At 67.1% G+C, this 22,821-nt stretch carries 21 protein-coding genes; 16 read left to right on the forward strand and 5 right to left on the reverse strand.

From position 1 onward, the window contains the following. Positions 1–11 precede the first annotated feature (11 nt). The 5 genes from KY49_RS29995 to KY49_RS30010 all read left to right on the forward strand — a co-directional run bounded on the left by KY49_RS29995 (position 12) and on the right by KY49_RS30010 (position 4,132). Entirely contained in the window at positions 12–1,700 is a 1,689-nt protein-coding gene (locus KY49_RS29995; RefSeq protein WP_042587959.1) for a purple acid phosphatase family protein, read from the forward strand. A gap of 331 nt (positions 1,701–2,031) precedes the next feature. Next, complete coding sequence (locus KY49_RS37840) at positions 2,032–2,322, forward strand: hypothetical protein (RefSeq protein WP_143134536.1); 291 nt, start codon at positions 2,032–2,034, stop codon at positions 2,320–2,322. A 189-nt stretch (positions 2,323–2,511) separates the two neighbouring features. Further along, positions 2,512–3,270, forward strand: a complete 759-nt coding sequence (locus KY49_RS30000) for a hypothetical protein (protein ID WP_042587960.1) — start codon at positions 2,512–2,514, stop codon at positions 3,268–3,270. Between the two features lie 81 nt (positions 3,271–3,351). After that, entirely contained in the window at positions 3,352–3,612 is a 261-nt protein-coding gene (locus KY49_RS30005) for a hypothetical protein (protein ID WP_010094057.1), read from the forward strand. A gap of 220 nt (positions 3,613–3,832) precedes the next feature. Next, complete coding sequence (locus KY49_RS30010; RefSeq protein WP_042587961.1) at positions 3,833–4,132, forward strand: DUF4148 domain-containing protein; 300 nt, start codon at positions 3,833–3,835, stop codon at positions 4,130–4,132. 80 nt (positions 4,133–4,212) lie between these two features. On the opposite strand, the gene KY49_RS30015 is transcribed toward KY49_RS30010, so the two are convergent. Both KY49_RS30015 and KY49_RS30020 read right to left on the reverse strand, forming a co-directional pair. Further along, entirely contained in the window at positions 4,213–5,973 is a 1,761-nt protein-coding gene (locus KY49_RS30015; protein WP_042587962.1) for a diguanylate cyclase domain-containing protein, read from the reverse strand. Further along, entirely contained in the window at positions 5,970–7,094 is a 1,125-nt protein-coding gene (locus KY49_RS30020) for an ABC transporter substrate-binding protein (RefSeq protein WP_042587963.1), read from the reverse strand. The genes KY49_RS30015 and KY49_RS30020 overlap by 4 nt, the downstream gene beginning before the upstream one ends. 129 nt (positions 7,095–7,223) lie before the next feature. Between KY49_RS30020 and KY49_RS37845 the strand changes: the two genes are divergently transcribed. From KY49_RS37845 to KY49_RS30040, 5 genes are all read left to right on the forward strand, one after another. Then, positions 7,224–7,475, forward strand: a complete 252-nt coding sequence (locus KY49_RS37845; RefSeq protein WP_156162638.1) for a hypothetical protein — start codon at positions 7,224–7,226, stop codon at positions 7,473–7,475. After that, on the forward strand, positions 7,472–8,893 hold the full coding sequence (locus KY49_RS30025; protein WP_042587964.1) for an aminotransferase-like domain-containing protein: 1,422 nt from the start codon (positions 7,472–7,474) through the stop codon (positions 8,891–8,893). Before KY49_RS37845 ends, KY49_RS30025 begins: the two co-directional genes overlap by 4 nt. A 151-nt stretch (positions 8,894–9,044) precedes the next feature. Then, on the forward strand, positions 9,045–10,829 hold the full coding sequence (locus tag KY49_RS30030; protein WP_042587965.1) for a nitrite/sulfite reductase: 1,785 nt from the start codon (positions 9,045–9,047) through the stop codon (positions 10,827–10,829). After that, a complete protein-coding gene (locus tag KY49_RS30035; RefSeq protein ID WP_042588848.1) occupies positions 10,829–11,242 on the forward strand; it encodes a DUF934 domain-containing protein in 414 nt (137 codons plus the stop codon). The genes KY49_RS30030 and KY49_RS30035 overlap by 1 nt, the downstream gene beginning before the upstream one ends. A gap of 449 nt (positions 11,243–11,691) precedes the next feature. After that, positions 11,692–13,101 (forward strand): membrane protein, encoded by a 1,410-nt coding sequence (locus KY49_RS30040; RefSeq protein WP_042587966.1) that lies wholly within the window; start codon positions 11,692–11,694, stop codon positions 13,099–13,101. Positions 13,102–13,164: 63 nt separating this feature from the next. Here KY49_RS30040 and KY49_RS30045 read toward each other — a convergent pair whose 3' ends face one another. The 3 genes from KY49_RS30045 to KY49_RS37850 form a co-directional block, all read right to left on the reverse strand. Beyond that, the gene (locus tag KY49_RS30045) at positions 13,165–14,442 is read right to left on the reverse strand and encodes a virulence factor family protein (RefSeq protein WP_042587967.1); all 1,278 of its coding nucleotides are present in this window, start codon (positions 14,440–14,442) and stop codon (positions 13,165–13,167) included. Further along, positions 14,439–17,033 (reverse strand): bifunctional lysylphosphatidylglycerol flippase/synthetase MprF, encoded by a 2,595-nt coding sequence (gene mprF / locus KY49_RS30050; protein WP_042587968.1) that lies wholly within the window; start codon positions 17,031–17,033, stop codon positions 14,439–14,441. Before mprF ends, KY49_RS30045 begins: the two co-directional genes overlap by 4 nt. A gap of 208 nt (positions 17,034–17,241) precedes the next feature. Further along, positions 17,242–17,451: a hypothetical protein gene (locus tag KY49_RS37850; RefSeq protein ID WP_139253244.1), complete on the reverse strand. Its 210-nt coding sequence runs from the start codon at positions 17,449–17,451 to the stop codon at positions 17,242–17,244. Between the two features lie 102 nt (positions 17,452–17,553). On the opposite strand from KY49_RS37850, the gene KY49_RS30055 reads away from it, so the two are divergent. From KY49_RS30055 to KY49_RS30080, 6 genes are all read left to right on the forward strand, one after another. Beyond that, entirely contained in the window at positions 17,554–18,060 is a 507-nt protein-coding gene (locus tag KY49_RS30055; RefSeq protein ID WP_042587969.1) for a hypothetical protein, read from the forward strand. A 171-nt stretch (positions 18,061–18,231) separates the two neighbouring features. After that, positions 18,232–19,377, forward strand: a complete 1,146-nt coding sequence (locus tag KY49_RS30060; RefSeq protein WP_042587970.1) for a c-type cytochrome — start codon at positions 18,232–18,234, stop codon at positions 19,375–19,377. A gap of 13 nt (positions 19,378–19,390) precedes the next feature. Continuing rightward, positions 19,391–21,154, forward strand: a complete 1,764-nt coding sequence (gene ctaD, locus KY49_RS30065; protein ID WP_042587971.1) for a cytochrome c oxidase subunit I — start codon at positions 19,391–19,393, stop codon at positions 21,152–21,154. Next, the gene (locus KY49_RS30070; protein WP_042587972.1) at positions 21,151–21,762 is read left to right on the forward strand and encodes a cytochrome c oxidase subunit 3; all 612 of its coding nucleotides are present in this window, start codon (positions 21,151–21,153) and stop codon (positions 21,760–21,762) included. Before ctaD ends, KY49_RS30070 begins: the two co-directional genes overlap by 4 nt. Further along, entirely contained in the window at positions 21,759–22,466 is a 708-nt protein-coding gene (locus KY49_RS30075) for a heme-copper oxidase subunit III family protein (protein ID WP_042587973.1), read from the forward strand. The genes KY49_RS30070 and KY49_RS30075 overlap by 4 nt, the downstream gene beginning before the upstream one ends. Positions 22,467–22,474: 8 nt before the next feature. Next, entirely contained in the window at positions 22,475–22,816 is a 342-nt protein-coding gene (locus KY49_RS30080; RefSeq protein WP_010098756.1) for a cytochrome C oxidase subunit IV family protein, read from the forward strand. Positions 22,817–22,821 lie beyond the last annotated feature (5 nt).

The raw sequence follows: 22,821 nt of genomic DNA on the forward strand, positions 1-22,821 counted from the left end.
GAATCCCGACCATGTCGAACCAGGACAACGCCCCCGATCAACACAACGAACCGGTCGCCGCCGTCTCGCGCCGCGGCTTCCTGAAACTCGCCGGCGTGTCCGGCCTCGCGACCGCGGCGGGCGGCCTCGCGGCAGCCGGCAAGGCCGCGGCGTCGAGCCCGGACGGCACGCCCGAGCAGATCCACCTGACGTGGGGCGACGACCCGGCATCGGAAGTCGTGATCTCGTGGGCGTCGCTCGCGCCGGCGGTCAATCCGCGCGCGCGGATCAGCGCCGACGGCGAGCATCCGCGCGTCGTGCACGGCGTGCAGCGCCTGTATACGGACGGCCTCAACGGCGAGACGGTGTTCACCTATCACGCGCGCGTGCACGGCCTCAAGCCCGGCACCCGCTACCAGTACGTGCTCACGGCCGACAACGACGGCAACGCCGCGCAACCGTTCACCGCGAGCTTCACGACCGCGCCGCGCGGCCGCGCGCCGTTCCGCTTCACGAGCTACGGCGATCTCGCGACGCCGAACGGCGCATGGGTGCTGTCGTCGCCGCAAAGCCGCTTCGCGGTGCAGGCGGTCGAGCAATTCCAGCCGCTGTTCCACCTGCTGAACGGCGACCTGTGCTACGCGAACCTGAACCCGGCGCACCAGCCCGAGGTGTGGCGCGACTTCGGCAACAACAACCAGACGTCGGCCGCGAATCGCCCGTGGATGCCGTGCCCCGGCAACCACGAAGTCGAATTCAACAACGGCCCGCAGGGCTTCGATTCGTATCTCGCGCGCTACGAGCTGCCCGGGAACGGCACGCACTTTCCGGGCCGCTGGTACAGCTTCCGCGTGAGCTCGGTGCTGTTCGTCTCGCTCGACGCGGACGACGTGGTCTACCAGGACGCGGGCGCGTTCGTCGCCGGCCCGAACCCGCTCGCACCCGCGGCGAGCACCGGCCATCCGCCGATCGAGCCGGGCACGTCGTTCTACATCCGCGGCTACAGCCGCGGCGAGCAGACCCGCTGGCTCGAACGCACGCTGCACCACGCGTCGAAGGACGACGGCATCGACTGGATCGTCGTGCAGATGCACCAGGACGCGCTGAGCTCGTCGAAGACCGGCAACGGCTCGGACAAGGGCATCCGCGAAGCGTGGCTGCCGCTGTTCGACCGCTACGGCGTCGATCTCGTGCTGTGCGGCCACGATCACGACTACGAGCGCAGCTACCCGGTGCGCGGCTGCAACCACCGCGCGGGCGTCGACGCCGCGACGGGCGAAGTGGTCGACACGCTGCAGCCGCGTCCGGCCGTGCCGGCCGATCCGGCACGCGCGACGTTCGACACGAGCCACGGGACGATCCACCTGATCCTCGGCGGCGGCGGCACCAGCGCGCCGCTCGACGTATACGGCGAAAACCCCGCGACGGGCTTCGCGCAGGCGAAGGTGTTCACCAAGCCGAACCGGCCGGTGCCGGGCGCGGCGCCGAACACGTTCGTGCGCAAGCCGGCCGACGCACTCGAGGACGCGATCTGGTCCGCGCGCCGCGATACGGGCACCGGCTACGGGATCGCGGTGTTCGACCACGATCCGGGCACGCCGGGCGGCGACACGACGATCACGATGCGCTACTACCATGCGCCGGGCGCGGACCAGCAGCCGACCGCGCAGTACGAGCTGTTCGAGACGATCGTGATGAGCAAGAAGCGCCGCGAACGATAAGCAAGCGGCGTGCGGGTTGCGCGGCATCACGCGCGCCACCCGCCGGCGGGCGGCGTAGCGAATGGTTTCCGCGTCTTGCGGCGACGCGCGTCGACGGGTCGATTTCCAGACATGGAATGCGTCCCCCGATCATGCTGGCATTGATAAATAATCCACGCCGAAAAACGAAACGACCATCCTCTTCCATCAAAAATCCTCCAGACAAACACGACGGCACACCTGATAAGTCAGGCAGCTTGCTTGCCAAAAATTTCCGCGACGACAATACTCCATTGGCAGCAAATACACGGGACAGGCCAGCATTTCATGGACGACCAAACAGGAGCCGATAATGTCTCAACCTTTTGAAATCGCACATCCCGCGGAAAACGAGATCGTTGCTCCAGGAGCACTGCGCATCCGGGGCTCGGGCCCTGCCGACCACAAGGTTCAGGTTCGCCTCATGAAAGCGGGAAAAATCGTGACGGATGGCGAATGGAAATTGATGATCGACGCCGATGGCGAATGGAAAACAACTTATCCATCCGTCACCATTGGAGAGGATTGGAGCGTTCACGCATCGCTTATAACAAACATTCCAATCGCACCGGAAAATAGATCAGTTAATTTCAAGGTCATATAGCATTCCAATATCGGCGCGAGATGACTTCTTAACATTCGCTTGCGCGTGTCCTATGCTGACTGAGATCGAATGGAACATGCCGTTCGTTCGATTATTTTTCATCCCTTGACCGATATCGCACACGTGCTGGCCCGCGCGCCGCGCGCGGTTCGTCGTCGATGCGATTCATGAGCCATTCAGGAGCCGAACATGAACCGGACAACCCGGGCCGTGCTGTGGTGGCTGTGCCTTTTCATTGCGCCGCTCGTGCTGGCGACGATCGAACTGTTTCATCCCGCCGGATTCACGCATGACCCCGGCATGTTCGATTACCTGTCGAAGCCCGAATACGATCACAACCACGCCGCGCTGGCGTATTTCGGCCCCGCATGGTGGTTTGCGCTGCACATGATCCAGACGCCGTGCGTCGTGCTCGTCTGCATCGGGCTCTGGCTGCTCGTCGGCGACGATCCGGGCCCGGTCGCATGGCTCGCGCGCCTGTCGACCTTCGTTTTCCTGGTTGCCTACACGGTGCTCGACGCAGTCGGCGGCATCGGGCTCGGCCGCTTGCTGCAGATCGCCGCGCAGATGACGCCCGACCAGCACACGGCCATCGCGACGCTGCTGAACAACTTCTGGGTCGACCGCTGGACGGGCGGTGTCGGGTCGTTCATCAGCCTGACCGGGTCGTGGGCGGCGTTTTTCGCGACGGCGTTCGTCGGGCTCGAACGCTGGCTGCGCCGGCGCACGCGGGCCGCCGTGGTGCTCGGCCTCATGCTTGCAGCCGCGGGATACCTGCTGCAGATCAGCCATGCCGCGATGACGGGCCCCGCCGCGTTCGCGTTGCTGACGATCACCGCGCTGGCGATGCATTTCCTTGAAAGGCGCGAAAACGCGAAAGCGCCGCAAGCGGCCGCCGACACCCTCGCCGCGCCGCCCGACACGCGCCAGCCCGAGCTGGGAGCATGAGCGCATGCGGAACACGTCGCGGATTCTCGACCCTTTGTCTGCCGGGGTCGCGGCAACGCAAGACGCGTTAGACTGTCCGCCATGGACACATGCCGTTATTGCCAGAGAATCCGTGACGAATGGGACTGCCACGGGGACGAATGCCGCCGGGCAATCGCGAAGGCGCTGCGCCGGCAGCGCGCGGGCCTGCCGATGGTGGCCGACCGCATCCGCAACGAGCTCCCTTCCGGCGCCCCCACCCAGCAGGTGATCGCCGTGCTGTCACGCCAGCGCCTGCGGGCGCGCCGCGGCAACGAGGAGCGCCGCGAGCGCAAGGAAATCGACGACGCCGACAGCGTCTGACCCGCCGCGTCACCCTGGCCGCGCCGCCTGCCCCGATCCATTGCAAAACGCGCCCCAATCATTAGGGACAGACGGGATTTTTCTCGAAATTATTGACTTACGTGTAACTATCTTTCGCCAAAACTCGCGTTTACCCTGAATCCTCCGACGCCTACGATGTACTCAACCGCTTACGACATGGTGTCGAACGCGGAAAGCCAGACAAACATCGGAGGTCATCATGAAATCGCTCATCACCGCAGTCGTTGCCGCCGCCGCCCTGTCCGCCTCGTTCGGCGCATTCGCGCAAAGCACCGTAACCCGCGCGCAAGTGCGCAACGAACTGGTCCAGCTCGAGCAGGCCGGCTACAAGCCGAGCGTCGCGAGCCCGCACTACCCGGACGACATCCTGGCCGCGCAAGCCCGCGTGCAGGGCGCCGACAGCACCGGCTACGGCGCGCAGGCCGCACCGGTCGTCCAGGGCGGCGCCCCGGCGATCAACGCACGCAACCCGCGCGACTCGGTCTACTTCGGCCACTAAGTCCGTCGCTGCGCGCCCGGTGCGCAGCCCCGCTCCCGCGACGAGCCCGTCCGACGACGGGCTCGTCGCATTGGCGGCGCCTACGAAGGCACATGCCGCGCGCCATCCGCGCATGCGCCGGCGACCAGATCCTGGTAGCGCACGTACTCGCACTGCGCCGACGCCTTCGCCGCGTACATCGCGGCATCCGCCTTGACCAGCAGTTCCTCGGCCGACGCGCCGTCGACCGGATACTCGCTCACGCCGATGCTCGCGCCCACCGCCATGCGCCGCTCGCCGAACTCCAGCTCCTCGGCCATCACGGCCTGGATGCGCGACGCGATGTCGCCGACCAGCCCCGGCGAGCGCACCCCGGCGATCAGCACGATGAACTCGTCGCCGCCGAGCCGCGCGGCCATGTCGCCGCTGCGCAGCACCAGGTTCAGGCGCTTCGCCACCGCGACGAGCGTGCGGTCGCCGGCCGAATGCCCGAGCTGATCGTTGATCTGCTTGAAGCGGTCGAGATCGACGAACATTATCGCGAGCCCTTCGTTCGTCGACGCCGCGTGACGGATCGCGCCGTCGAGCCGCTCCATGAACAGCATCCGGTTCGGCAGGCCCGTGAGCACGTCGTGCCCGGCGAGATGGGTGAGTTCCTGCTGCTTCGCGCGCAGCATCGTCACCTGCGTGCGAATCTCCACGCGCATGCAGTCGAAGCAGCGCGCGAGAATGCCGATCTCGTCCGAGCGCCCGACCGGCAGCCGCTCGGCCGCGGGATCGTCGAACACGTGCATCGCCGCGCGCGCGAGCGCCTGCAGCGGCCGCGTGATCGCGCGCGCGAACAGGATCGCCAGGATCACCGCGAGCACGCTCGAGATCAGCACCATCCGCACGATCCGCTCGCCGAGCATGCCGGCCGGCGCCAGCACCTCCGACAGCGGCCGGGCGAGCCCGAGCACGACGAAGCGGTTGCCTTCGCCACGGCTGAACGGCGTGCGCGCGAACGCGAGCATCTGCCCGATCGCCTGCTCGGGATCCGCGAGGCCGTTGATCGTCGCATGCGTGCGCGCCTCGTCGAACAGCGGACGCGTGACCGGGAAGCTGTCCTGCATCAGCACGCGCCGCCCGCGGTCGAAGCCGAACGCCTGCGCGGGATCGGGATGAACCAGGAAATCCCCCCACTCGTTCGCGAGATACACGAGATAGCTTTCCGGCAGGTCGCGCTCGAGCCGCGCAAACACGCGCGTCAGGTCGATGTCGATCACGAGCGCGCCGACCGTCTCGCCGAGCGCGTCGACGACCGGCGTGCCGACGCGCAGGATCGGCTGCCCTTCGGCGGCGTGCGAGCCGATCTCGTGGTTGATCGCGATCGGCGACAGGTAGACGTGACCCGGTGCGGTCGACAGCGTATCGAATACGTAGGAAAACTGCCCTTTCTCCTGCAATGCGCTCCCCGGCAGCACCACGACGCCGCGCGCATCGCGATCGACGCGAATCCGCTCGATCCCGTAGTGCGCGCGCGCGATCAGGCGGATCTGCATGTATTCCGGATGATGCGTCATGAAACTGTAGTACACCTGCTCGAGCCGCAGGCGCTGCCCGTCGCCCGCCTCGTTGCCGCTCGCGACGTCCGGCGACGACGGCATCGTCGCGAGCACCAGCGCGTCGTCGGCGACGTCGCCGAGCGCGGCGGTAAAGCGCTGCCCGAGCAGCTGCGTCGACATCAGCAGGCTGTGCTGCGCCTCCTGCACGAGCATCGCGCGATTCGCGCGGTACGTGTAATAGCCGGTCGCGCCGGACGCGATGACGCCGATGCATGCAAGCAGCACCGACAGCTTCGACGTGAGGCCGAGCTTGATCATTTGTCGAAACGCTCCGGCCGGTCGCCCGACACGATGCGGCTCCACAGCGCTTCGCGGCGCGCGATGTTCTCGACCGGGTGGATCCACACCAGATGCTGCCGGCCCGCGTCGAGGCCCGGCGGCGGCGTGAGCGTATTCGCGAGCCCCTGGCGCTGCGTGAGCAGCGAGCCGATCGCCGGCTCGAGCATGTAGTTGATCCACGCGAGCGCCAGCTCCGGATGCTCGACGCCGCGCGTCATCGCCCAGCAGTCGAGCCACGCGAGCGCGCCTTCGTCCGGAATCACGTAGCCGACGTCCGCGCCGGCGCGGCGCAGCAGTTCGACCTGCTGCGTGCCGTAGTTGCCGAACATCAGCGCCGCGCGATGCAGGACGAACAGCGCGGTCGCCTCCTCGGGCAGCGTGTAATAGGTCAGCAGGTTGCGGCGCAGGTCGATCAGCTTGCGCGCCACGATGCGCGTCTGCGCCGGCGACAGGTGGAACGGATCGGCATAGCCGAGCGCCAGCGCGGTGAACGAGAAATTGTGCTGCGCGCTGTTGAAGTCGAGCACCTTGCCGCGATAGCGCGGGTTCCACAGCTCGAGCATCGAATGCGGCGCGACCGGAATCTGCTTGCGGTCGTAGATCAGCCCCATCGACGAATACGTAAACGGAATTCCGTATGTCACGGCGCCGTGCGTGAGCCCGCCGATGTTCGCGACGTGCTGGAAGTTCGGCAGCTGCAACCGCCGGTTCGGTATCCGCGACAGGTCGAGCGGCGCGAGCAGATTGTCGCTCGCATAGCGCTGGATCTCGGCGGTGTTCGCCGCGAGCACGTCATAAGGCGGCGGCGATGCGCTATGCATACGCGACCATAACGCTTCGTCGGAATCGACGAGCGTCACTTCGACACGAACATGGAAGCGCGTTTCGAATGCGCTGACGACGTCGTTGTCCGCGTAACCCGGCCACGCGAGCACGCGCAACACGCTTTCGTTTGCGGACTCCGGCGCGGCAAAGCCCGCCGGGCACGCCACCCCCAACGTCAAGATGACGAGAATCGTGCGCAACGCTACGTTGACCCCGCGCCAACCCGCGCCGATTCCCCTGAACAATCGGACTGTGTCCGCAACACCTGGCTGCATTCGACTGTCCTTTTTTCTCTAGTCGATGCGATAGCTTGAGCTTGCTACAAGACCATAAAAAGAATCCCCACGCAATAAGCACTCGCCGCATGCGCATTCATTTTTACGGTTTATTTCCTGGAAAATGGAATGATTCGCGATACGGATTTAATTCGATATCCTGATTCGTTGTGCCCGCAAGCGAATCACAATTGGCCGGGACAGTTGCGTGCGGGATTCACGCTGATCGCAATCTTCCTATCAACATATCAATCGGCGGCGCGCGCGACGGATGCGCGCATCGCGGTGATCATCTGCAGCAGCCCGACAAGCTTTCCTTTTGCCAACAGCCATTGGACAATGAGCCCGCTTGCCGCACCCGGCTCCTGTCCTGTTCGATGAAACGCTACGAAACCCTCGCCCACACGATCGCCGACGAGATCCGCAACGGCAACCTCGCGGTCGGCACGCGCCTGCCGTCGCTGCGCCAGATCATCGCGCAGCACGGCGTCAGCCAGTCGACGGTGTTTCGCGCGTATTACCTGCTCGAACAGTGGGGGCTGATCCGCGCACGCGAGCGCTCCGGCTACTACGTCGCGCCGGGCGCCAGCCCGAGCGCGAAGCGGCGCGCCCCCCGCGCCGCCGCGACGCGCAAGGTCGACATCAGCGACCTCGTGTTCTCGGTGCTCGACGCCGCGACGCAGCCCGGCATCGTGCCGCTGGGCTCCGCGTTCCCGGCGCCGCAGCTGTTTCCGCTGCCGCGCCTCGCGAAGTCGATCGCGCAGGCGACGCGCCTCGTCAGCCCGTGGAGCACCGTGGTCGACCTGCCGCCCGGCAACGAGCAGCTGCGCCGCCAGATCGCGCTGCGCTATCTCGCGATGGGCGTGTCGCAGCCGGTCGACGAGATCGTCGTCACGAACGGCGCGCTCGAAGCACTGAACCTGTGCCTGATGGCCGTCACGCGGCCCGGCGACGTGGTGGCCGTCGAAGCGCCCGGCTTCTACGCGGCGCTGCAGGCGATCGAGCGGCTCGACCTGCGAGCGGTTGAAATTCCGGTCGACCCGCGCACCGGGCTCGACCTCGTCGCGCTCGAGAACGCGCTCGACCGGCACGACGTGCGCGCATGCTGGTTCATGACGAATTTCCAGAATCCGACCGGCGTCACGCTGACGGCCGAGAAAAAACGCGCGCTCGTCGAGCTGCTCGCGGCGCGCGACGTGCCGCTGATCGAGGACGACGTCTATGGCGAGCTTCACTTCGGCCCCGACTATCCGCTGCCCGCGCGCGCGTTCGACAGGCACGGCCGCGTGATGCACTGCAGCTCGTTCTCGAAGACGCTCGCGCCCGGCTACCGGATCGGCTGGGCCGCCGCGGGCCGCCATGCGGAGAAGGTGCAGCGGCTCAAGCTGATGACGACGCTGTCGGCCAGCATTCCCGCGCAGGCCGGCATCGCGAACTATCTCGAGCACGGCGGCTACGACCGCCATCTGCGCAAGCTGCGCGGCGCGCTTCAAGGGCAGCTCGAACGGATGGACGACGCGCTGCGGCGCTGGCTGCCCGAGGGCGTCGAATGGGTGCGGCCCGACGGCGGGTATTTTCTGTGGCTCGAATTTCCGCAGGCGATCGATGCGATGGAGCTGCATCGGCAGGCGATCGCGCGCGGGATCAGCTTCGCGCCGGGGCCGCTGTTTTCCGCGGCGCACGGCTTCGAGCGCTGCGTGCGCGTGAATTTCGGCCATCCGTGGAGCCGCGAGATCGAGCGCGCGATCCGCGTGCTTGGCGAACTGGCGGGGGAGCCTCCGGTGCGCAAGGCGGGTTGAGCGCGCCGCCGTCTTCATCTGCTGCGCAGATTGCACCCGCATCTGCTGCTTGTTCGCCCGCCCCGCCTTCCCTACCCTGTCCTTCCGTCGCGCCTTCCCCAACAAGCGGCCAGCGTCCCGCGCGTCGCCGCTTTCCACGCATCCGACGTCAATGTATCGATATACGGCATTCGACCGCGCGCTCGTCCGCAGCCGCGCGGCCCAGTTTCGCGACCAGCTCGAACGCTGGCAGCGCGGCGCGCTGAGCGAAGACGCGTTCCGGCCGCTGCGCCTGCAGAACGGCTGGTACGTGCAGCGCCACGCGCCGATGCTGCGCGCCGCCGTGCCCTACGGCGAGCTGTCGAGCGCCCAGCTGCGCGTGCTCGCCCGGATCGCGCGCGACTACGACGTGCCCGACCCGGCAACCTACCGCGCCGCCTGCGACGCGCAGGCCCTGCTCGGCACGACGCGCCTGCCGACCCGCAACGCGCACTTCACGACCCGCACCAACGTGCAGTTCAACTGGATTCCGCTGTCGAAAGCGGCCGACGTGATGGACCTGCTCGCGACCGTCGACATGCACGGCATCCAGACGAGCGGCAACTGCATCCGCAACATCTCGTGCGACGAGCGCGCGGGCGTGGCGCCGGACGAGATCGCTGATCCGCGCCCGTTCGCCGAAGTGATGCGGCAATGGACGACGCTGCATCCCGAGTTCGCGTTCCTGCCGCGCAAGTTCAAGATCGCGATCACCGGCGCAATCGAGGATCGCGCGGCGACCGACTGGCACGACGTCGGCCTGAAGCTCGTGCGCGACGACGCGGGGGAACTGGGCTTTCGCGTGAGCGGCGGCGGCGGGATGGGCCGCACGCCGATGACCGCGACGCTGCTGCGCGCGTTCCTGCCGTGGCGGCACGTGATGAACTACATCGAGGCGATCGTGCGCGTGTACAACCGCTACGGCCGCCGCGACAACAAGTACAAGGCGCGCATCAAGATCCTCGTGAAGACCGAGGGGCAGCGCTACATCGACGACGTCGAAGCGGAATTCCGCCAGATCGTCGAGCATGACGGCGGCCCGCATACGATTCAGCAGGCCGAGTTCGACCGTGTCGCCGCGTGCTTCGTGCCGCCGTCGCGCGAGCCGCGCCGCGTCGACCTGCACGACGCGAACGCGCGCGTCGCCGCACACGCGCACCGGCATCCGGACTTCGCGCGCTGGCTCGCACGCAACGTCGCCGCGCACCGTGACCCGGCGCTGCGGATCGTCACGCTGTCGTTCAAGCGGCGCCTGCAGGCGCCCGGCGATGCGTCGCCGGACCAGCTCGACGCGCTCGCCGATCTCGCCGAGCGCTACTCGGCCGGGGAGGCGCGCGTCACGCATGCGCAGAACGCGGTGCTGCCGTGGGTGCACGTCGACGACCTGTTCCTGCTTTGGGAAGACGCGCGCAAGGCCGGCCTCGCGAGCGCGAACATCGGCCTGCTGACCGACATGATCGCGTGCCCGGGCGGCGACTTCTGCGCGCTCGCGAACGCGCGCTCGATCCCGATCGCTGACGCGATCGCCGAGCGCTTCCAGGATCTCGACGAGCTGCACGACGTCGGCGACATCGACCTGCACATCAGCGGCTGCATCAATTCGTGCGGCCATCACCACAGCGGCCACATCGGCATCCTCGGCGTCGACAAGGACGGCGCCGAGTGGTACCAGGTGACGCTCGGCGGCTCCGACGGCTCGGCCGCGAGCGGCCCCGCGCAGCCGGGCAAGGTGATCGGCCCGTCGTTCTCCGCGGACGAGATCGTCGACGTCGTCGACGCGCTCGTCGCCACCTATCTCGACGCGCGGCGCGACGTCGGCGGCCGCAGCGAGCCATTCATCGACACGGTGCGCCGCATCGGCCCCGAACCCTTCAAGGCCGCCGCCAACCACGCGCGGCATCTCGTCGCGAACGCATGATGAACGAACCCCAGCGCATCCGGCTGCTGACGCCGGCCGAACACGATGACGAAACGCGCGACGCGACGCTGACGATCGCGAACGACGACGATCTCGAACCGCATGCCGCGCGAATCGCGCAGGCGACGCGCATCGACCTGCAGTTCCCGGCGTTCACCGACGGCCGCGCATACAGCCAGGCGTACCTGCTGCGCAAGCGCTTCGGGTTCGCCGGCGACCTGCGCGCGACCGGCGAGGTGCTGATCGACCAGTTGCTGCTGATGGAGCGCACCGGCTTCTCGAGCGCGGTGCTGGGCGCGGATGCCGATCCGGAAGATGCGCGGCGTCAGCTCGAGCGATTTTCCGGGTTCTATCAGCGGGATGTGCGATCGGCGGCGCCGAATTCGCGCCGGAACGGCAGAGCGGACGAATAGCCCGCGCGCGACGAAAGCATTCGTCAGGCCAACCCGTTCATTACCCGGCAATATCCGCGCAATCCCGCGCTCGATCCTTGCATTGCTTGACATTTCGGGTGCGTGACCTAGCTTGACTCTACGGATCAAATGCGCGGCGCCTGTCGCACGAATGGCCGCCACGATAACCACGTCTTACAAATTCATTCCACCGAGGGGACCCGCCATGGACAAGTCATCGTCTCTCGGCGTATCGAACACTGCCGCATACACTCCGCTCCGAGACGGATCGCGCGTGCGCGTATCGCATCTGCTCGCCCCGTCAGGCTGATCCCGCTGCCTCGTTCCTGATTCGCGCCATCGAAGCAAAGCAACGCGTCCCGCCGATCGCCGTCGGTGCGTGACTTTTGCCCGCCTTCCGCACGCCGGACCGCGCGCGGAAGCAGGCGCGATCACTCGCGAGCTTGCATATGGACAACTCGAACCCGTTCGAAGCACGGCCGCCGATGCGGCCACCGGTGCAAATGCGCCACTGGACGGCGCGTGGCCGCGCCGTTTCATTGGTCATCTACCTGCTTCTCATCAACGCGACAGGTGCGTTGATCGCGACGCATGCGATCAATCAGCCGGTTCCCGACGGGAACATCTGGGAGCGGCTGCCGGGCACGATCATCCTGGTCAGCGCGATTTCGACCGTACTGGTGGGCATGCCGCTGATCGCATTCCTGTGCCTCGGCTGGTACGCGCGCTATGACGAATTCCAGAACAGCCTCAAGAACGACGCGCTCGATGCCTACCTCAAGCGTTTCTGGTCGAAGTGGCTGCTGCAGACGATCCAGTTCGCCGAGCGGCAGGAACGCAAGACGCCGACGGCGATCGGCAATGCGGACCGCTGGAACAGGTTCTCGGAATACTGGCCGGCACTGGGCGATCGCCTGTTCGCGAACATCTATCACGAGCAGTACGGCCTGTGGGCCTTCGCACCGCCGTTTCTCATTCTGCTGGCGGTGACGTATGCGATCACGGCGATCGCGACGTGGCTGTGTACGCAGGGGGCGTGCGCGTCGTCGGACCAGGCGACCTGCATTTTCGGACTCAGCGCCCCGCTGATCGTCTCGGCGATCGCCGGCGCGCTGATGTTCGTCGTCAGCGATTCGGTACTGAGCATCCGGCGGCGCGCACTCAACGCATCCGACGTGTACTGGTATTCGCTGCGGCTTTTCCTCGCGATACCGCTCGCGCTCGTCGCGGAATATGCGCCGTCGGCCGGCAGCCCGCCGCATGTCGTGATCGCGTTCACGCTGACGATCCTGCCGGTCGACCAGATCATGAAGACGGTTCGCCGGCTCGCCGCGAAAAACGTGACCGAGCTTGAAAAGAAAGAAGACCCGCCGGACGAACTGCTCAACCTGAGCGGCGTCACGAAGTCCGTGACCGCGTCGCTGCACGCGGAAGGCATCACGTCGATCGAGCAGATGGCCGCGGCCGATCCCGTCACGCTGTCGATCCGCACCGGATTTCCGTTTCGCTTCACGCTGCGGCTCGGCTCGCAAGCGATCGTGCGCCGGCATTTCGGTCCGAACGCGGCGAACTTGCTGCCGATCGGCCTAGCGGACGTCGTGCCGATCTATCTGCTCGTGCAGGCGCTCAACGGCACGTCGCAGCCTGACACGCCGGCCGAGCCGCCGCCCCAGGTGCCGCGGCTCGATACCCCGGAAGCCATCGTCGCGGCAGCGGCCACCCTGCTGTTTGCCAAAGCCGACCCGGCGTTGCCGCAGGAGCAGGCGGAAGCCGTCGTGAAAATGAAATTCCGCCAGATCGCGGCGGAAGAGTACACGTTGATGCTGGCCCGGATCACGCCGCTCGACCCGGCGCTATAGCGTGTCCCGCTCCCGAACGACGGCCGGCGAAACGCGCACGCGTCCCGCCGGCATGGCAAGCGCTTAGTTGCCCGCCACCTGCTTCTTGAACGCCGCGAGAATCTGCTTTTCGAGCGCGACATAATCGCGGCCGAAGTGATGCTCGCCCTGCGTCTTGATCACCTGGATGCCGGTGTTCGCGAGCACCGGGCACATCGTCTCCTTCTCCTGCTCGCCGTAGAAGCACTGCACGATGCCCGGCGGCACCTTCGCGATCTCCGGCGCGACCTTCAGCGCCTTGTCGCTCGCCGGCATCCCGAGCCAGCCCGTCACGCGAATCTGGAAATCCGCGGCCGGCGCGAAGCCGAGCAGCGACATCACCGACACCTTGTCGCGCAGCGCGGCCGGCAGCCGGTTGTACGCGAACGGCATCACGTCCGCGCCGAACGAGTAGCCGACCAGCGCGACGCTCGTCGCGTTCCAGCGCGCCATGTAGGTGCGCATCACGCGCGCGAGATCGCGGCTCGTCTGCGCGGGCGGCTTCTCGCTCCAGAAATAGCGCAGCGCATCGATGCCGACGACCGACACGCCGTCGCGCTGCAGCGCCTCGGCGATCGTCTTGTCGAGATCGCGCCAGCCGCCGTCGCCGGAAATCACGATCGCGAGCAGGTTGCTGCCGCCCTTGGCCGGCAGTTCGATCAGCGGCAGGTCCGACACGTCGAGTTCGTCGGCGGTGCCGTCGCGCAGATGCGGCTTCACGAGCGCGACGAGCTTCGCGGCATCGCCCGCCGCCGCGGTTTCGACGAAGCCCGGCATCGCGCGGCGCACGATCGTCGGATCGGGCGGGCACGGCTTGAAGCGCGGATCGAGCTTCGGCGCCGGCTCGACCGACACCATGCCGGCAATCGTGTTCTCCGGCGCCATCGACAGGATCTGCTTCGCGATCGCGCCGCCCTGCCCGACACCCGCGACGATCGGCGCGTAATACCGCGACGACTGCGCGAGCCGCTCGAGCTGGTGGCTGACGGCCTCGGCGTCGCCGTCGAGATGGTGGCAAGTCTCCTGCGTCGCGGCCAGGTTCGCCGCGTACCGCTCGGCATCCACGCCGACCGTCATCGCGCCGGCCTTCGCGAGCGCATCGGCGGCCTGCTGGTCGGCCGCGCTCCAGCCGCTGCCTTGCGAGAACATCACGACGAAGCCGCGCATCGCGCCATTCGGCTTCGTCACGGTCACCGGCCCATAGCGGCCGCCGGACACGGTCTGCACCTTCACCGCCGCCGGCTGCGTGGCGAACGCGCCGCCGGCCAGCATCATTCCCGCGCAGGCGACCACCGCCCGCGCGATTCCCTTCTTCAGCATCATGAACGCCGACCTCCAGCCAGCAAAGACAGATCCGCCAGCGTGACGAACACGCCGACCGAGCCCGAAGCCGCGAGATAACGCGGCTCCCAATGCGGCTCGAACTTGCTCTTGAACGCGCGCAAGCCGCGGAAATTGTAGAAACGGCCGCCGAAGCGCCACACCATCAGCCCGACCCGGTGCCACGGCGACGGCATCTTCGCCGCGCCCATCCCCGAGAACGGCGCGATGCCGAGGCTCAGCTTGCGGAAGCCCGCTTCCTTCAGGTGCAGCGCGAGCTGCGTGAACAGGTATTCCATCGCGTACGGCGACGCTTCGGGCAGATGGCGCATCACGCCGACCGTCGCCTCGGTGTTGAGATCGGTCGTCATGAACGTGACGAACGCGATCGGCTTGTCGGCCTGGCGCACCAGCATCACCGACTGCGTCGCGAGATAGCCGTCATGGAACGCCGCGACCGAGAAGCTCTTCTCGCGTGCGTCGCGGCTGTCGAGCCAGCCGTCGGAAATCCCGCGCAGCGCGGGCAGCGCAGCCGGCACGTCGTTCGGCGCGATCACTTCGACGGTGAGCGCATCCTTGTCGCCGCGGCGCAGCGCATAGCGCAGGTGCGAGCGGTGCGAACCCTTCAGGTCGAACTCGTCGAGCGCGACGTGCGCTTCCTCGCCGAGCTTCATCAGCGTGAGCCCCGCGTCGAGATACAGCGGCAGCGCGTTCGCGCGCACCTGGTAGAACGCCGCGCGGCCGCCATGCTGGTGCGCGAGCGCGATGAACTTGCCGATCAGCGCCGGCCATTCACTGCGCGGGCCGACCGGGTCGTGCAGCGCGGCCCACGTGCGGCCGTGCTTCGCGTACATCAGGAACGCCTCGCGCGATTCCGAGAACAGGAAGCTCTTGTCGCCCATCAGCGCGAGGCCGGCATCGCTGCATTCCTGCGCGCGGATGATCCGCTCGGCGTCGAGCAGGTCTTGCGGCGCCGGCTTCACGAAACGGCCCGCCGCCGGCCGCAGCATCTGCCACAGCGCGAACATCGCGACGAACACGCCCGCGGCGAGCGTCGCGCGCAGCGCCCGCGGCGCGCGTGCGTCGAACGAGAAGTGCGACCACAGTTCGCGCGTGTACGGCACGTCGCGGAACGCGAAGCACAGCACCCACACCGCAAGCATCAGCACCATCGCGACCGACACGAACCAGCCGATCGTGAAGCGCTCCGCGAACAGTGACGAATGGCGCTTGAAGCGCCGGCGGCTGACGAGCAGCAGCACCAGCAGCGTGCCGAGCACGCCGGCTTCGACGAACGCGAGCCCCTTCGCGAGCGACAGCGCGAGGCTCGCGAGCGTCAGCGCGAACGTCATCCACCATGCGGCGTCGAGCCGGCGCAGCAGCCCGCGCGCGACGAACAGCAGCGCGACGCCGAGCACGCTGCAGATCACCTGCGAACCTTCGAGCACCCACAGCGGCACGATGCCGCGCAGGATCGCGATCCGGTGCCAGAACGCCGGCGTCGCGCCCGAGATCACGAGCATCGTGCCGGTGGCGAACGTCACGAGGCTGAGGAACAGCGGCGCGAGCTGCGACACGCGCGCGGCCTGCCGCGTCACGAGGCGCCGGCGCAGCGCGCGGCCCTCGAAGCCGGCGAGCAGGCCGGCCGACAGCACGAACGGCACGCCGAAGTAGATCGCGCGATATGCGATCAGCGCGGCGACCATCTCGTGCGCGGGCACGTCGTGGCCGAGCGTGAAGACCATCGCCGCCTCGAACACGCCGATTCCGCCCGGCGTATGGCCGATCATGCCGAGCAGCAGCGCGGCCGCGTAGATGGTGATGAAGCTCGCGAAGCCGACCGGCGCGGCGGGCAGCAGCACCCACAGCGTCAGGCCGGCCGCGACCACGTCGAGCACCGCGTAGACGACCTGCGCGACGAGATCGCGCCGTGCCGGGACGTCGAACGCGAGCCACTTGAAGCGGGTCTCGACCGGACGCGCGACGCGCCCGCACGCTGCGACCATCACCGCCATCACCGCGAGCAGCGCGGCGCCGCCCCAGGTGAGCACGCCGGGCGCGACGTGCAGCATGTCGGCCAGCGTCCGCGGCTCGCAGACCATGCCGACCGCGGTCATCAGCACCAGCGCGAGCGCGAGCGTGCCGCTCGTGAACACCGTCATGCGGCCGATCTGGGCGGGCGTGACGCCGGACACGCCATAGACGCGCGCACGCACCGCGCCGCCCGTCAGCGCGCCGAAGCCGGTCGCGTTGCCGAGCGCCGAACCGGCGATCGCGGCGGTCCAAAGCGCCGCGCGCGGCACCTTGGCCGCGATGTAGCGCAGGCCGACCGCGTCGCGGGCGACGAGCGCGAGATAGCTGAGGGCCGTCGCGCCGAGCGACGCGCCCCATTCGGCGGCCGACATGTGGCGCAGCTGGCGGATCACCGACCGGTAATCGACGGACGCCGACAGGTGCTGGAAGACCACGATCAACAGCAGCCCGATGCCGAGCGCAAGCAGCGGCGACAGCGCGCGCTCGTTGCGCAGCAGTGCCGAGACGCGGCCGAACATTGCCGCGGCACGGCTGGGTGAGCCAGGGTGGCGGGAAGACATAAGTTATTGGCGGTGGTGCGTAGCGTGCCGCGCCGCCGGGCGGACCGGACGGCGGCGAATCTGGTTGTTCTGCGTGGGCGGCCCGCCGATGTGCCGATCGGCGGCGCCTGATTCAGAAATTACAAGTATACAGAATCACTATTACAAATTCTTTCTCGCCGGATGGTGCCGCGCCGGTCAGGCCGTTCTTCGGAACGCGGTATCAAAATCAGGCGATCGGCACGTGCGAGATGCGCATCATACCGGGAACCGGCGCGATTTTTTCGTCGGATGAATGACCTGCGATGCAATTGGGGAAAATCTTCCAGGCCAGCCCGCTTCCCTGAATCGTTTCGCCTTCTCCCCCAGTGAGAAAACGCGATGGCGCCATGCAATGCGCAGGGTTTTTGTACCTTGCGTTGGCACGCATATCTGCCATTCTGAATCGGACAACGGACACACTTTGACGCGGTCGGCCAGACGCGGTCGGCTAGACGCGAGCACTTGGGTGTTGAAGTTGAACCGCCAGCAAGGAGGTCGTATGGAACTGCACATTCAATCACACCATTGGGAACGGCGCGTGCCCGACTGGCTCGCCGCTGCCGTGGCCGGTCTTGCCGGCGGCGCACTGGTGATCGTGCTGGAATTCTTCTGGTCGACCATGGTGCTGTATGAAAGCCCGTGGCAACCGACCCACAAGATCGCGGCGATGGTATTGGGCCGTAGCGCGCTCGAACAGATGTCCACCTTCAGCTTCGGCATCGTTGCGACGGCGCTGGTGCTGCACTACGTGCTCGGCGCCGTGATGGGGATGATTCTCGCGGCGATCATCGCGCCGTTCCGCTTCGATTCGAGTGTGGGCATGGAGGCTGTCGTCGGCGTGGCCTTCGGGATCGTCGCGTATGCGTGGAACTTCTATGTGATGACGGCCGTGTTCCCATGGTTCGTCTCGGAGCGAGGTTCCGGCCCCTTGCTGGCAAACCTGCTGTTCGGCGTGGTCACCGCCATCGTCTACGGCATGCTGGAGCGGCGCAGGTCGCGCACATGAACAGCCCCTGAACACCCGGTGCCCTCCGGGGCACCGTATATATGGGGCGCGCGTCCCCTCTGGGCTTCCTTGCACGATGCGGAGGAGAGGACTACCTTTCCTCTAGAGTCGCTTACAACACGCAACACGCAGCGAAGCGGCTCCAGCCAGTGACTCGCAGCGAGGCGGCCTATGGCGCTTGCGATTGCCCTGATCCTGATCATCGTATTGGCGGTGGGGTTTCACTTTGCCAGTCCGTGGTGGATCACGCCGATCGCGTCGAACTGGGTGCGCATGGACGACATGCTGACGATCACGATCGTCATCACCGGCGCGCTCTTCATCGCGGTCAACCTGTTCATCGTGATCGCACTGGTGCGCTACCGCCACCGCGGGGGGCATCGCGCGGCTTACGAGCCACACAACAGGCGGCTGGAGTGGTGGCTGATCGGCCTGACCGCCGTCGGCGTCGCTGCGTTGCTGGCGCCGGGGCTGTTCGTCTACGCGGACTACATTCGGCCGCCGCGCAACGTGCTGCAGATGGAGGTGCTCGGCCAGCAATGGCAATGGCGCTTCCGCTTTGCCGGCCCCGGCGGCAAGCTGGGCACGACGGACGTGCGCTACATCAGCAACGACAACCCGTTCGGCCTGAACCCCGGCGACCCGAACGGCCGCGACAACTACCTGATCGAGACGCCCGAGGTGCACCTGCCGCTCAACCGGCCGATCCAGGTCCTGACGCGCTCGCGCGACGTGCTGCACGACTTCTACGTGCCGCCGTTCCGCGCGCGGATGAACATGGTGCCCGGCATGGTGACCACCTTCTGGTTCACGCCGACCAAGGCCGGGCGCTACGACATCCTGTGCGCGCAGCTTTGCGGCATCGGGCACGCCAACATGCGCGGCGTGGTGGTGGTGGAAGACGAGGCCTCGTTCTCGCGGTGGCTCGCGCAGCAGAGCACGTTCGCGCAGCGGCAGCAGGCCAGGGTGCAGGCCGCGGCGGGCGCCGCAGGCGGCAGCGCGCAGGCGCTCGCCGACCAGGGCAAGACGCTCGCGACGGCCAAGGGCTGCGTCGCCTGCCATAGCGTGGATGGCAGCCCGCGTGTGGGCCCCACCTGGAAGGGCCTGTACGGCAAGACCGAAACGATGGCCGACGGCAGCACCGCGAAGGTGGACGAAGCCTATCTGCGCGCGTTCATCCGCGACCCGACGGCCCGCGTCGTGAAGGGCTTCGCGCCCATCATGCCGCACTTCGACCTGAGCGAGCAGGAGCTGACCGCGCTGGTGGCCTACATCGAATCGCAAGGCGGCCCGGCCGCCGGCAGCGCAGCCAACTAGCGGAGCACATGCAATGCCCTACGCACACACCGACCACGTCCCGCAAAGCTTCTGGACCCGCTATGTCTGGAGCCAGGACCACAAGGTCATCGCGGTGCAGTATTCGCTGACGGCCATCGCCATCGGCCTGGTCGGCATGGTGCTGTCGGACCTGATGCGCTTGCAGCTCGGCTTTCCTGGCAAGTTCAGCTTCATCGACGCCAACCACTACTACCAGTTCGTCACGATGCACGGGATGATCATGGTGATCTACCTGCTGACGGCGCTGTTCCTGGGCGGCTTCGGCAACTACCTGATCCCGCTGATGCTGGGCGCGCGCGACATGGTGTTCCCGTTCCTCAACATGCTGAGCTACTGGGTCTACCTGCTGGCCGTGCTGGTGCTGACGGCGAGCTTCTTCGTGCCGGGCGGGCCGACCGGCGCGGGCTGGACGCTGTATCCGCCCCAGGCCATCCTGCCGGGCACGCCGGGCGTGCAATGGGGCATCGTGCTGATGCTGGTGTCGCTCGCGATCTTCATCATCGCGGCGACGATGGGCGGCCTGAACTACGTCACCACCACGCTGCAGGCGCGCACGCGCGGCATGACGCTCATGCGCATGCCGCTCACGGTGTGGGGCATCTTCGTCGCGACCATCATGGCGCTGCTGGCGTTCCCGGCGCTGTTCGTGTCGGCGGTGATGATGCTGCTCGACAAGACGCTCGGCACCAGCTTCTTCATGCCGGCCGTGGTGTCGATGGGGCAGACGCTCAAGCAGGCTGGCGGCAGCCCGCTGCTGTTCCAGCACCTGTTCTGGTTCTTCGGGCATCCGGAGGTCTACATCGTCGCGCTGCCGGCCTTCGGCATCGTGTCGGACCTCATCAGCACGCACGCGCGCAAGAACATCTTCGGCTACCGGATGATGGTGTGGGCCATCATCATCATCGCCGTGCTGAGCTTCGTGGTCTGGGCGCACCACATGTTCATCGCCGGCATGAATCCGTACTTCGGCTTCTTCTTCGCCACCACCACGCTCGTCATCGCCGTCCCGACCGCCCTCAAGGTCTACAACTGGGTGCTGACGCTGTGGCGCGGCGACATCCACCTGAGCGTGCCGATGCTGTTCGCCATCGGCTTCGTCAGCACCTTCGTGCTGGGCGGGCTGACCGGCCTCTACCTCGGCAACGTGAGCGTGGACATCCCGCTGTCGAACACGTACTTCGTGGTCGCGCACTTCCATATGGTGATGGCCGTGTCGCCGATCCTGGTGGTGTTCGGCGGCCTCTACCACTGGTATCCGAAGGTGACGGGCCGCATGCTTGACGACACGCTCGGGCGCGCGCACTTCTGGATCACCTTCGTCGGCACCTACGCGATCTACTTCCCGATGCACTATCTCGGCATCCTGGGCATGCCGCGGCGGTATTACGCGTACGAGGGCTACAGCTTCATTCCGCCTTCGGCGCAGACGCTCAACACGTTCATCACCGTCGTCGCGCTGATCGTCGGGGTGGCGCAGCTGCTGTTCCTGTACAACCTGGCGTGGAGCCTGGTGCGCGGCAAGCGTGCCGACGGCAACCCGTGGCGGGCCACCACGCTGGAATGGCAGACGCCGCAAACGCCGCCCGTGCACGGCAACTGGGGCGCCGCGCCGCCCGTCGTCTACCGCTGGGCGTACGAGTACAGCCCGCTCGGGCACGACGAAGACTTCGTCCCGCAAAACCAGCCGCCCGCGACGCCGCCTGAACCCGCGCCCCCGGCGCACCCGACGCTTCAACCCGGCGAGGCACGCGAATGACCACCCTGCCCCGCCCCTTCGGCCCTGACGCGCCGCCGGTCCTGCCGAATGCGAGCCGGGTCGGCCTGATCGTCTTCATGGCGGTCGCCACGACCTTGTTTTCACTGCTGCTGCTCGCCTATGGCATGCGCATGCGCGAGCCCGACTGGCAGCCGATCCCGCATCCGGCGCTGCTGTGGTGGAACACCGGCGCGCTGGCGCTGGCAAGCCTTGCGATGCAGCGCGCGCGGCAGTTGACCTTGCACCGCGCGGCGTGGCTCGCGTGCGGCGGCGTGCTGGCGGCCGTGTTCGTGATCGGGCAGCTGACCGCCTGGCGCATGCTGTCGGCGGCCGGGCAGACCGTCGCCGTCAATCCTTCCAACAGCTTCCTCTACCTGCTCACCGGCCTGCACGGCTTGCACGTGCTGGGCGGGCTCGTGGCCTGGGCCGTGACGATCGCGCATCTGCGGCGCGCGGACCCGTTCCGGGCCCAGCGCGCGATCGCACTGTGCGCGATCTACTGGCATTTCCTGCTGGCCGTCTGGCTCGTGCTGCTCGCGGCGATGTGGTGGATCACCCCCGAGATCGTCGCCGCCATCTGCGGGCCGCTGTATGGAGCCGCGCCATGACCTCGCCCACGCTCCCCACCGAACCTGCCGACGCCTCGCCCGCCGACGCCGGCCCTGACGGCTGGCGCGGCATCGTCACGGACTGGTCGGCCGACCGCGAAGCCTTCAAGGTGCCGTGGGGCAAGGCGATGATGTGGATCTTCCTGCTGTCGGACACCTTCATCTTCAGCAGCTTCCTGATCGGCTACATGACGGTGCGCATCTCGACCACGGTGCCGTGGCCCGACCCGTCCAAGGTGTTCGGGCTCACGGTGGGCGGCGTGGACGTGCCGTTGCTGCTGATCGCCATCATGACGTTCATCCTGATCACCAGCAGCGGCACCATGGCGATGGCCGTCAACTTCGGCTACCGGCGCAACGCACGGCGCGCCGCCGCGCTGTTGCTGGCGACCGCGCTGCTGGGCGCGAGCTTCGTGTCGATGCAGGCCCTCGAATGGACCAAGCTGATCGTCCACGAAGGCATCCGCCCGTGGGGCAACCCATTGGGCGCGGCGCAGTTCGGCGCGAGCTTCTTCATGATCACCGGGTTCCACGGCTTTCACGTGACCTGCGGCGTGATCTACCTGCTGCTGATCGCACGCAAGATCCTGCGCCCGGGGTTCGCCGAGCACGGCAACTTCCAGATCGTCGAGATCGCCGGCCTGTACTGGCACTTCGTCGACCTGGTGTGGGTGTTCATCTTCGCGCTGTTCTACTTGTGGTGAGGCACGCCATGGACCACACCGATCCCGCCGATCGCCCGGACGCCGCGCACGGCCAGCAGCATCCGATCGGCATCTACCTGAAGATCTGGGGCCTGCTGTTCGTACTGAGCACGATGTCGTACCTGGTGGACTACTTCCGCGTGCAGGGCCTGATGCGCTGGACGCTGATCGTCGTGCTCATGCTCGCCAAGGCCGGGCTGATCGTGTCGATTTTCATGCACATGATGTGGGAGCGGCTGGCGCTGGTGTACGCGATCCTGATACCGCCCCTGTGCCTGCTGGTGCTGATGGTGCTGATGGCCGCCGAAGCGCATCACACCTTCGGCATGCGGGAACTCTTCTTCCATTGACCCGT

Origin of the sequence: Burkholderia sp. MSHR3999 (genome assembly GCF_000833595.1) — a bacterium.
GTDB lineage: Bacteria > Pseudomonadota > Gammaproteobacteria > Burkholderiales > Burkholderiaceae > Burkholderia > Burkholderia ubonensis.

Bases quoted from the DNA above. Each gene is read 5' to 3' on its own strand.
- KY49_RS30025 (WP_042587964.1), top strand. From the start codon at position 7,472: ATGAAACGCTACGAAACCCTCGCCCACACGATCGCCGACGAGATCCGC.
- KY49_RS30020 (WP_042587963.1), bottom strand. From the start codon at position 7,094: ATGCAGCCAGGTGTTGCGGACACAGTCCGATTGTTCAGGGGAATCGGC.
- KY49_RS30035 (WP_042588848.1), top strand. From the start codon at position 10,829: ATGAACGAACCCCAGCGCATCCGGCTGCTGACGCCGGCCGAACACGAT.
- KY49_RS30015 (WP_042587962.1), bottom strand. From the start codon at position 5,973: ATGATCAAGCTCGGCCTCACGTCGAAGCTGTCGGTGCTGCTTGCATGC.
- KY49_RS37850 (WP_139253244.1), bottom strand. From the start codon at position 17,451: ATGGCAGATATGCGTGCCAACGCAAGGTACAAAAACCCTGCGCATTGC.
- KY49_RS37845 (WP_156162638.1), top strand. From the start codon at position 7,224: ATGATTCGCGATACGGATTTAATTCGATATCCTGATTCGTTGTGCCCG.
- KY49_RS30060 (WP_042587970.1), top strand. From the start codon at position 18,232: ATGGCGCTTGCGATTGCCCTGATCCTGATCATCGTATTGGCGGTGGGG.
- KY49_RS30070 (WP_042587972.1), top strand. From the start codon at position 21,151: ATGACCACCCTGCCCCGCCCCTTCGGCCCTGACGCGCCGCCGGTCCTG.
- KY49_RS30045 (WP_042587967.1), bottom strand. From the start codon at position 14,442: ATGATGCTGAAGAAGGGAATCGCGCGGGCGGTGGTCGCCTGCGCGGGA.
- KY49_RS29995 (WP_042587959.1), top strand. From the start codon at position 12: ATGTCGAACCAGGACAACGCCCCCGATCAACACAACGAACCGGTCGCC.
- mprF (WP_042587968.1), bottom strand. From the start codon at position 17,033: ATGTCTTCCCGCCACCCTGGCTCACCCAGCCGTGCCGCGGCAATGTTC.
- KY49_RS37840 (WP_143134536.1), top strand. From the start codon at position 2,032: ATGTCTCAACCTTTTGAAATCGCACATCCCGCGGAAAACGAGATCGTT.
- KY49_RS30040 (WP_042587966.1), top strand. From the start codon at position 11,692: ATGGACAACTCGAACCCGTTCGAAGCACGGCCGCCGATGCGGCCACCG.
- KY49_RS30010 (WP_042587961.1), top strand. From the start codon at position 3,833: ATGAAATCGCTCATCACCGCAGTCGTTGCCGCCGCCGCCCTGTCCGCC.
- KY49_RS30005 (WP_010094057.1), top strand. From the start codon at position 3,352: ATGGACACATGCCGTTATTGCCAGAGAATCCGTGACGAATGGGACTGC.
- KY49_RS30000 (WP_042587960.1), top strand. From the start codon at position 2,512: ATGAACCGGACAACCCGGGCCGTGCTGTGGTGGCTGTGCCTTTTCATT.
- KY49_RS30030 (WP_042587965.1), top strand. From the start codon at position 9,045: ATGTATCGATATACGGCATTCGACCGCGCGCTCGTCCGCAGCCGCGCG.
- KY49_RS30080 (WP_010098756.1), top strand. From the start codon at position 22,475: ATGGACCACACCGATCCCGCCGATCGCCCGGACGCCGCGCACGGCCAG.
- ctaD (WP_042587971.1), top strand. From the start codon at position 19,391: ATGCCCTACGCACACACCGACCACGTCCCGCAAAGCTTCTGGACCCGC.
- KY49_RS30075 (WP_042587973.1), top strand. From the start codon at position 21,759: ATGACCTCGCCCACGCTCCCCACCGAACCTGCCGACGCCTCGCCCGCC.
- KY49_RS30055 (WP_042587969.1), top strand. From the start codon at position 17,554: ATGGAACTGCACATTCAATCACACCATTGGGAACGGCGCGTGCCCGAC.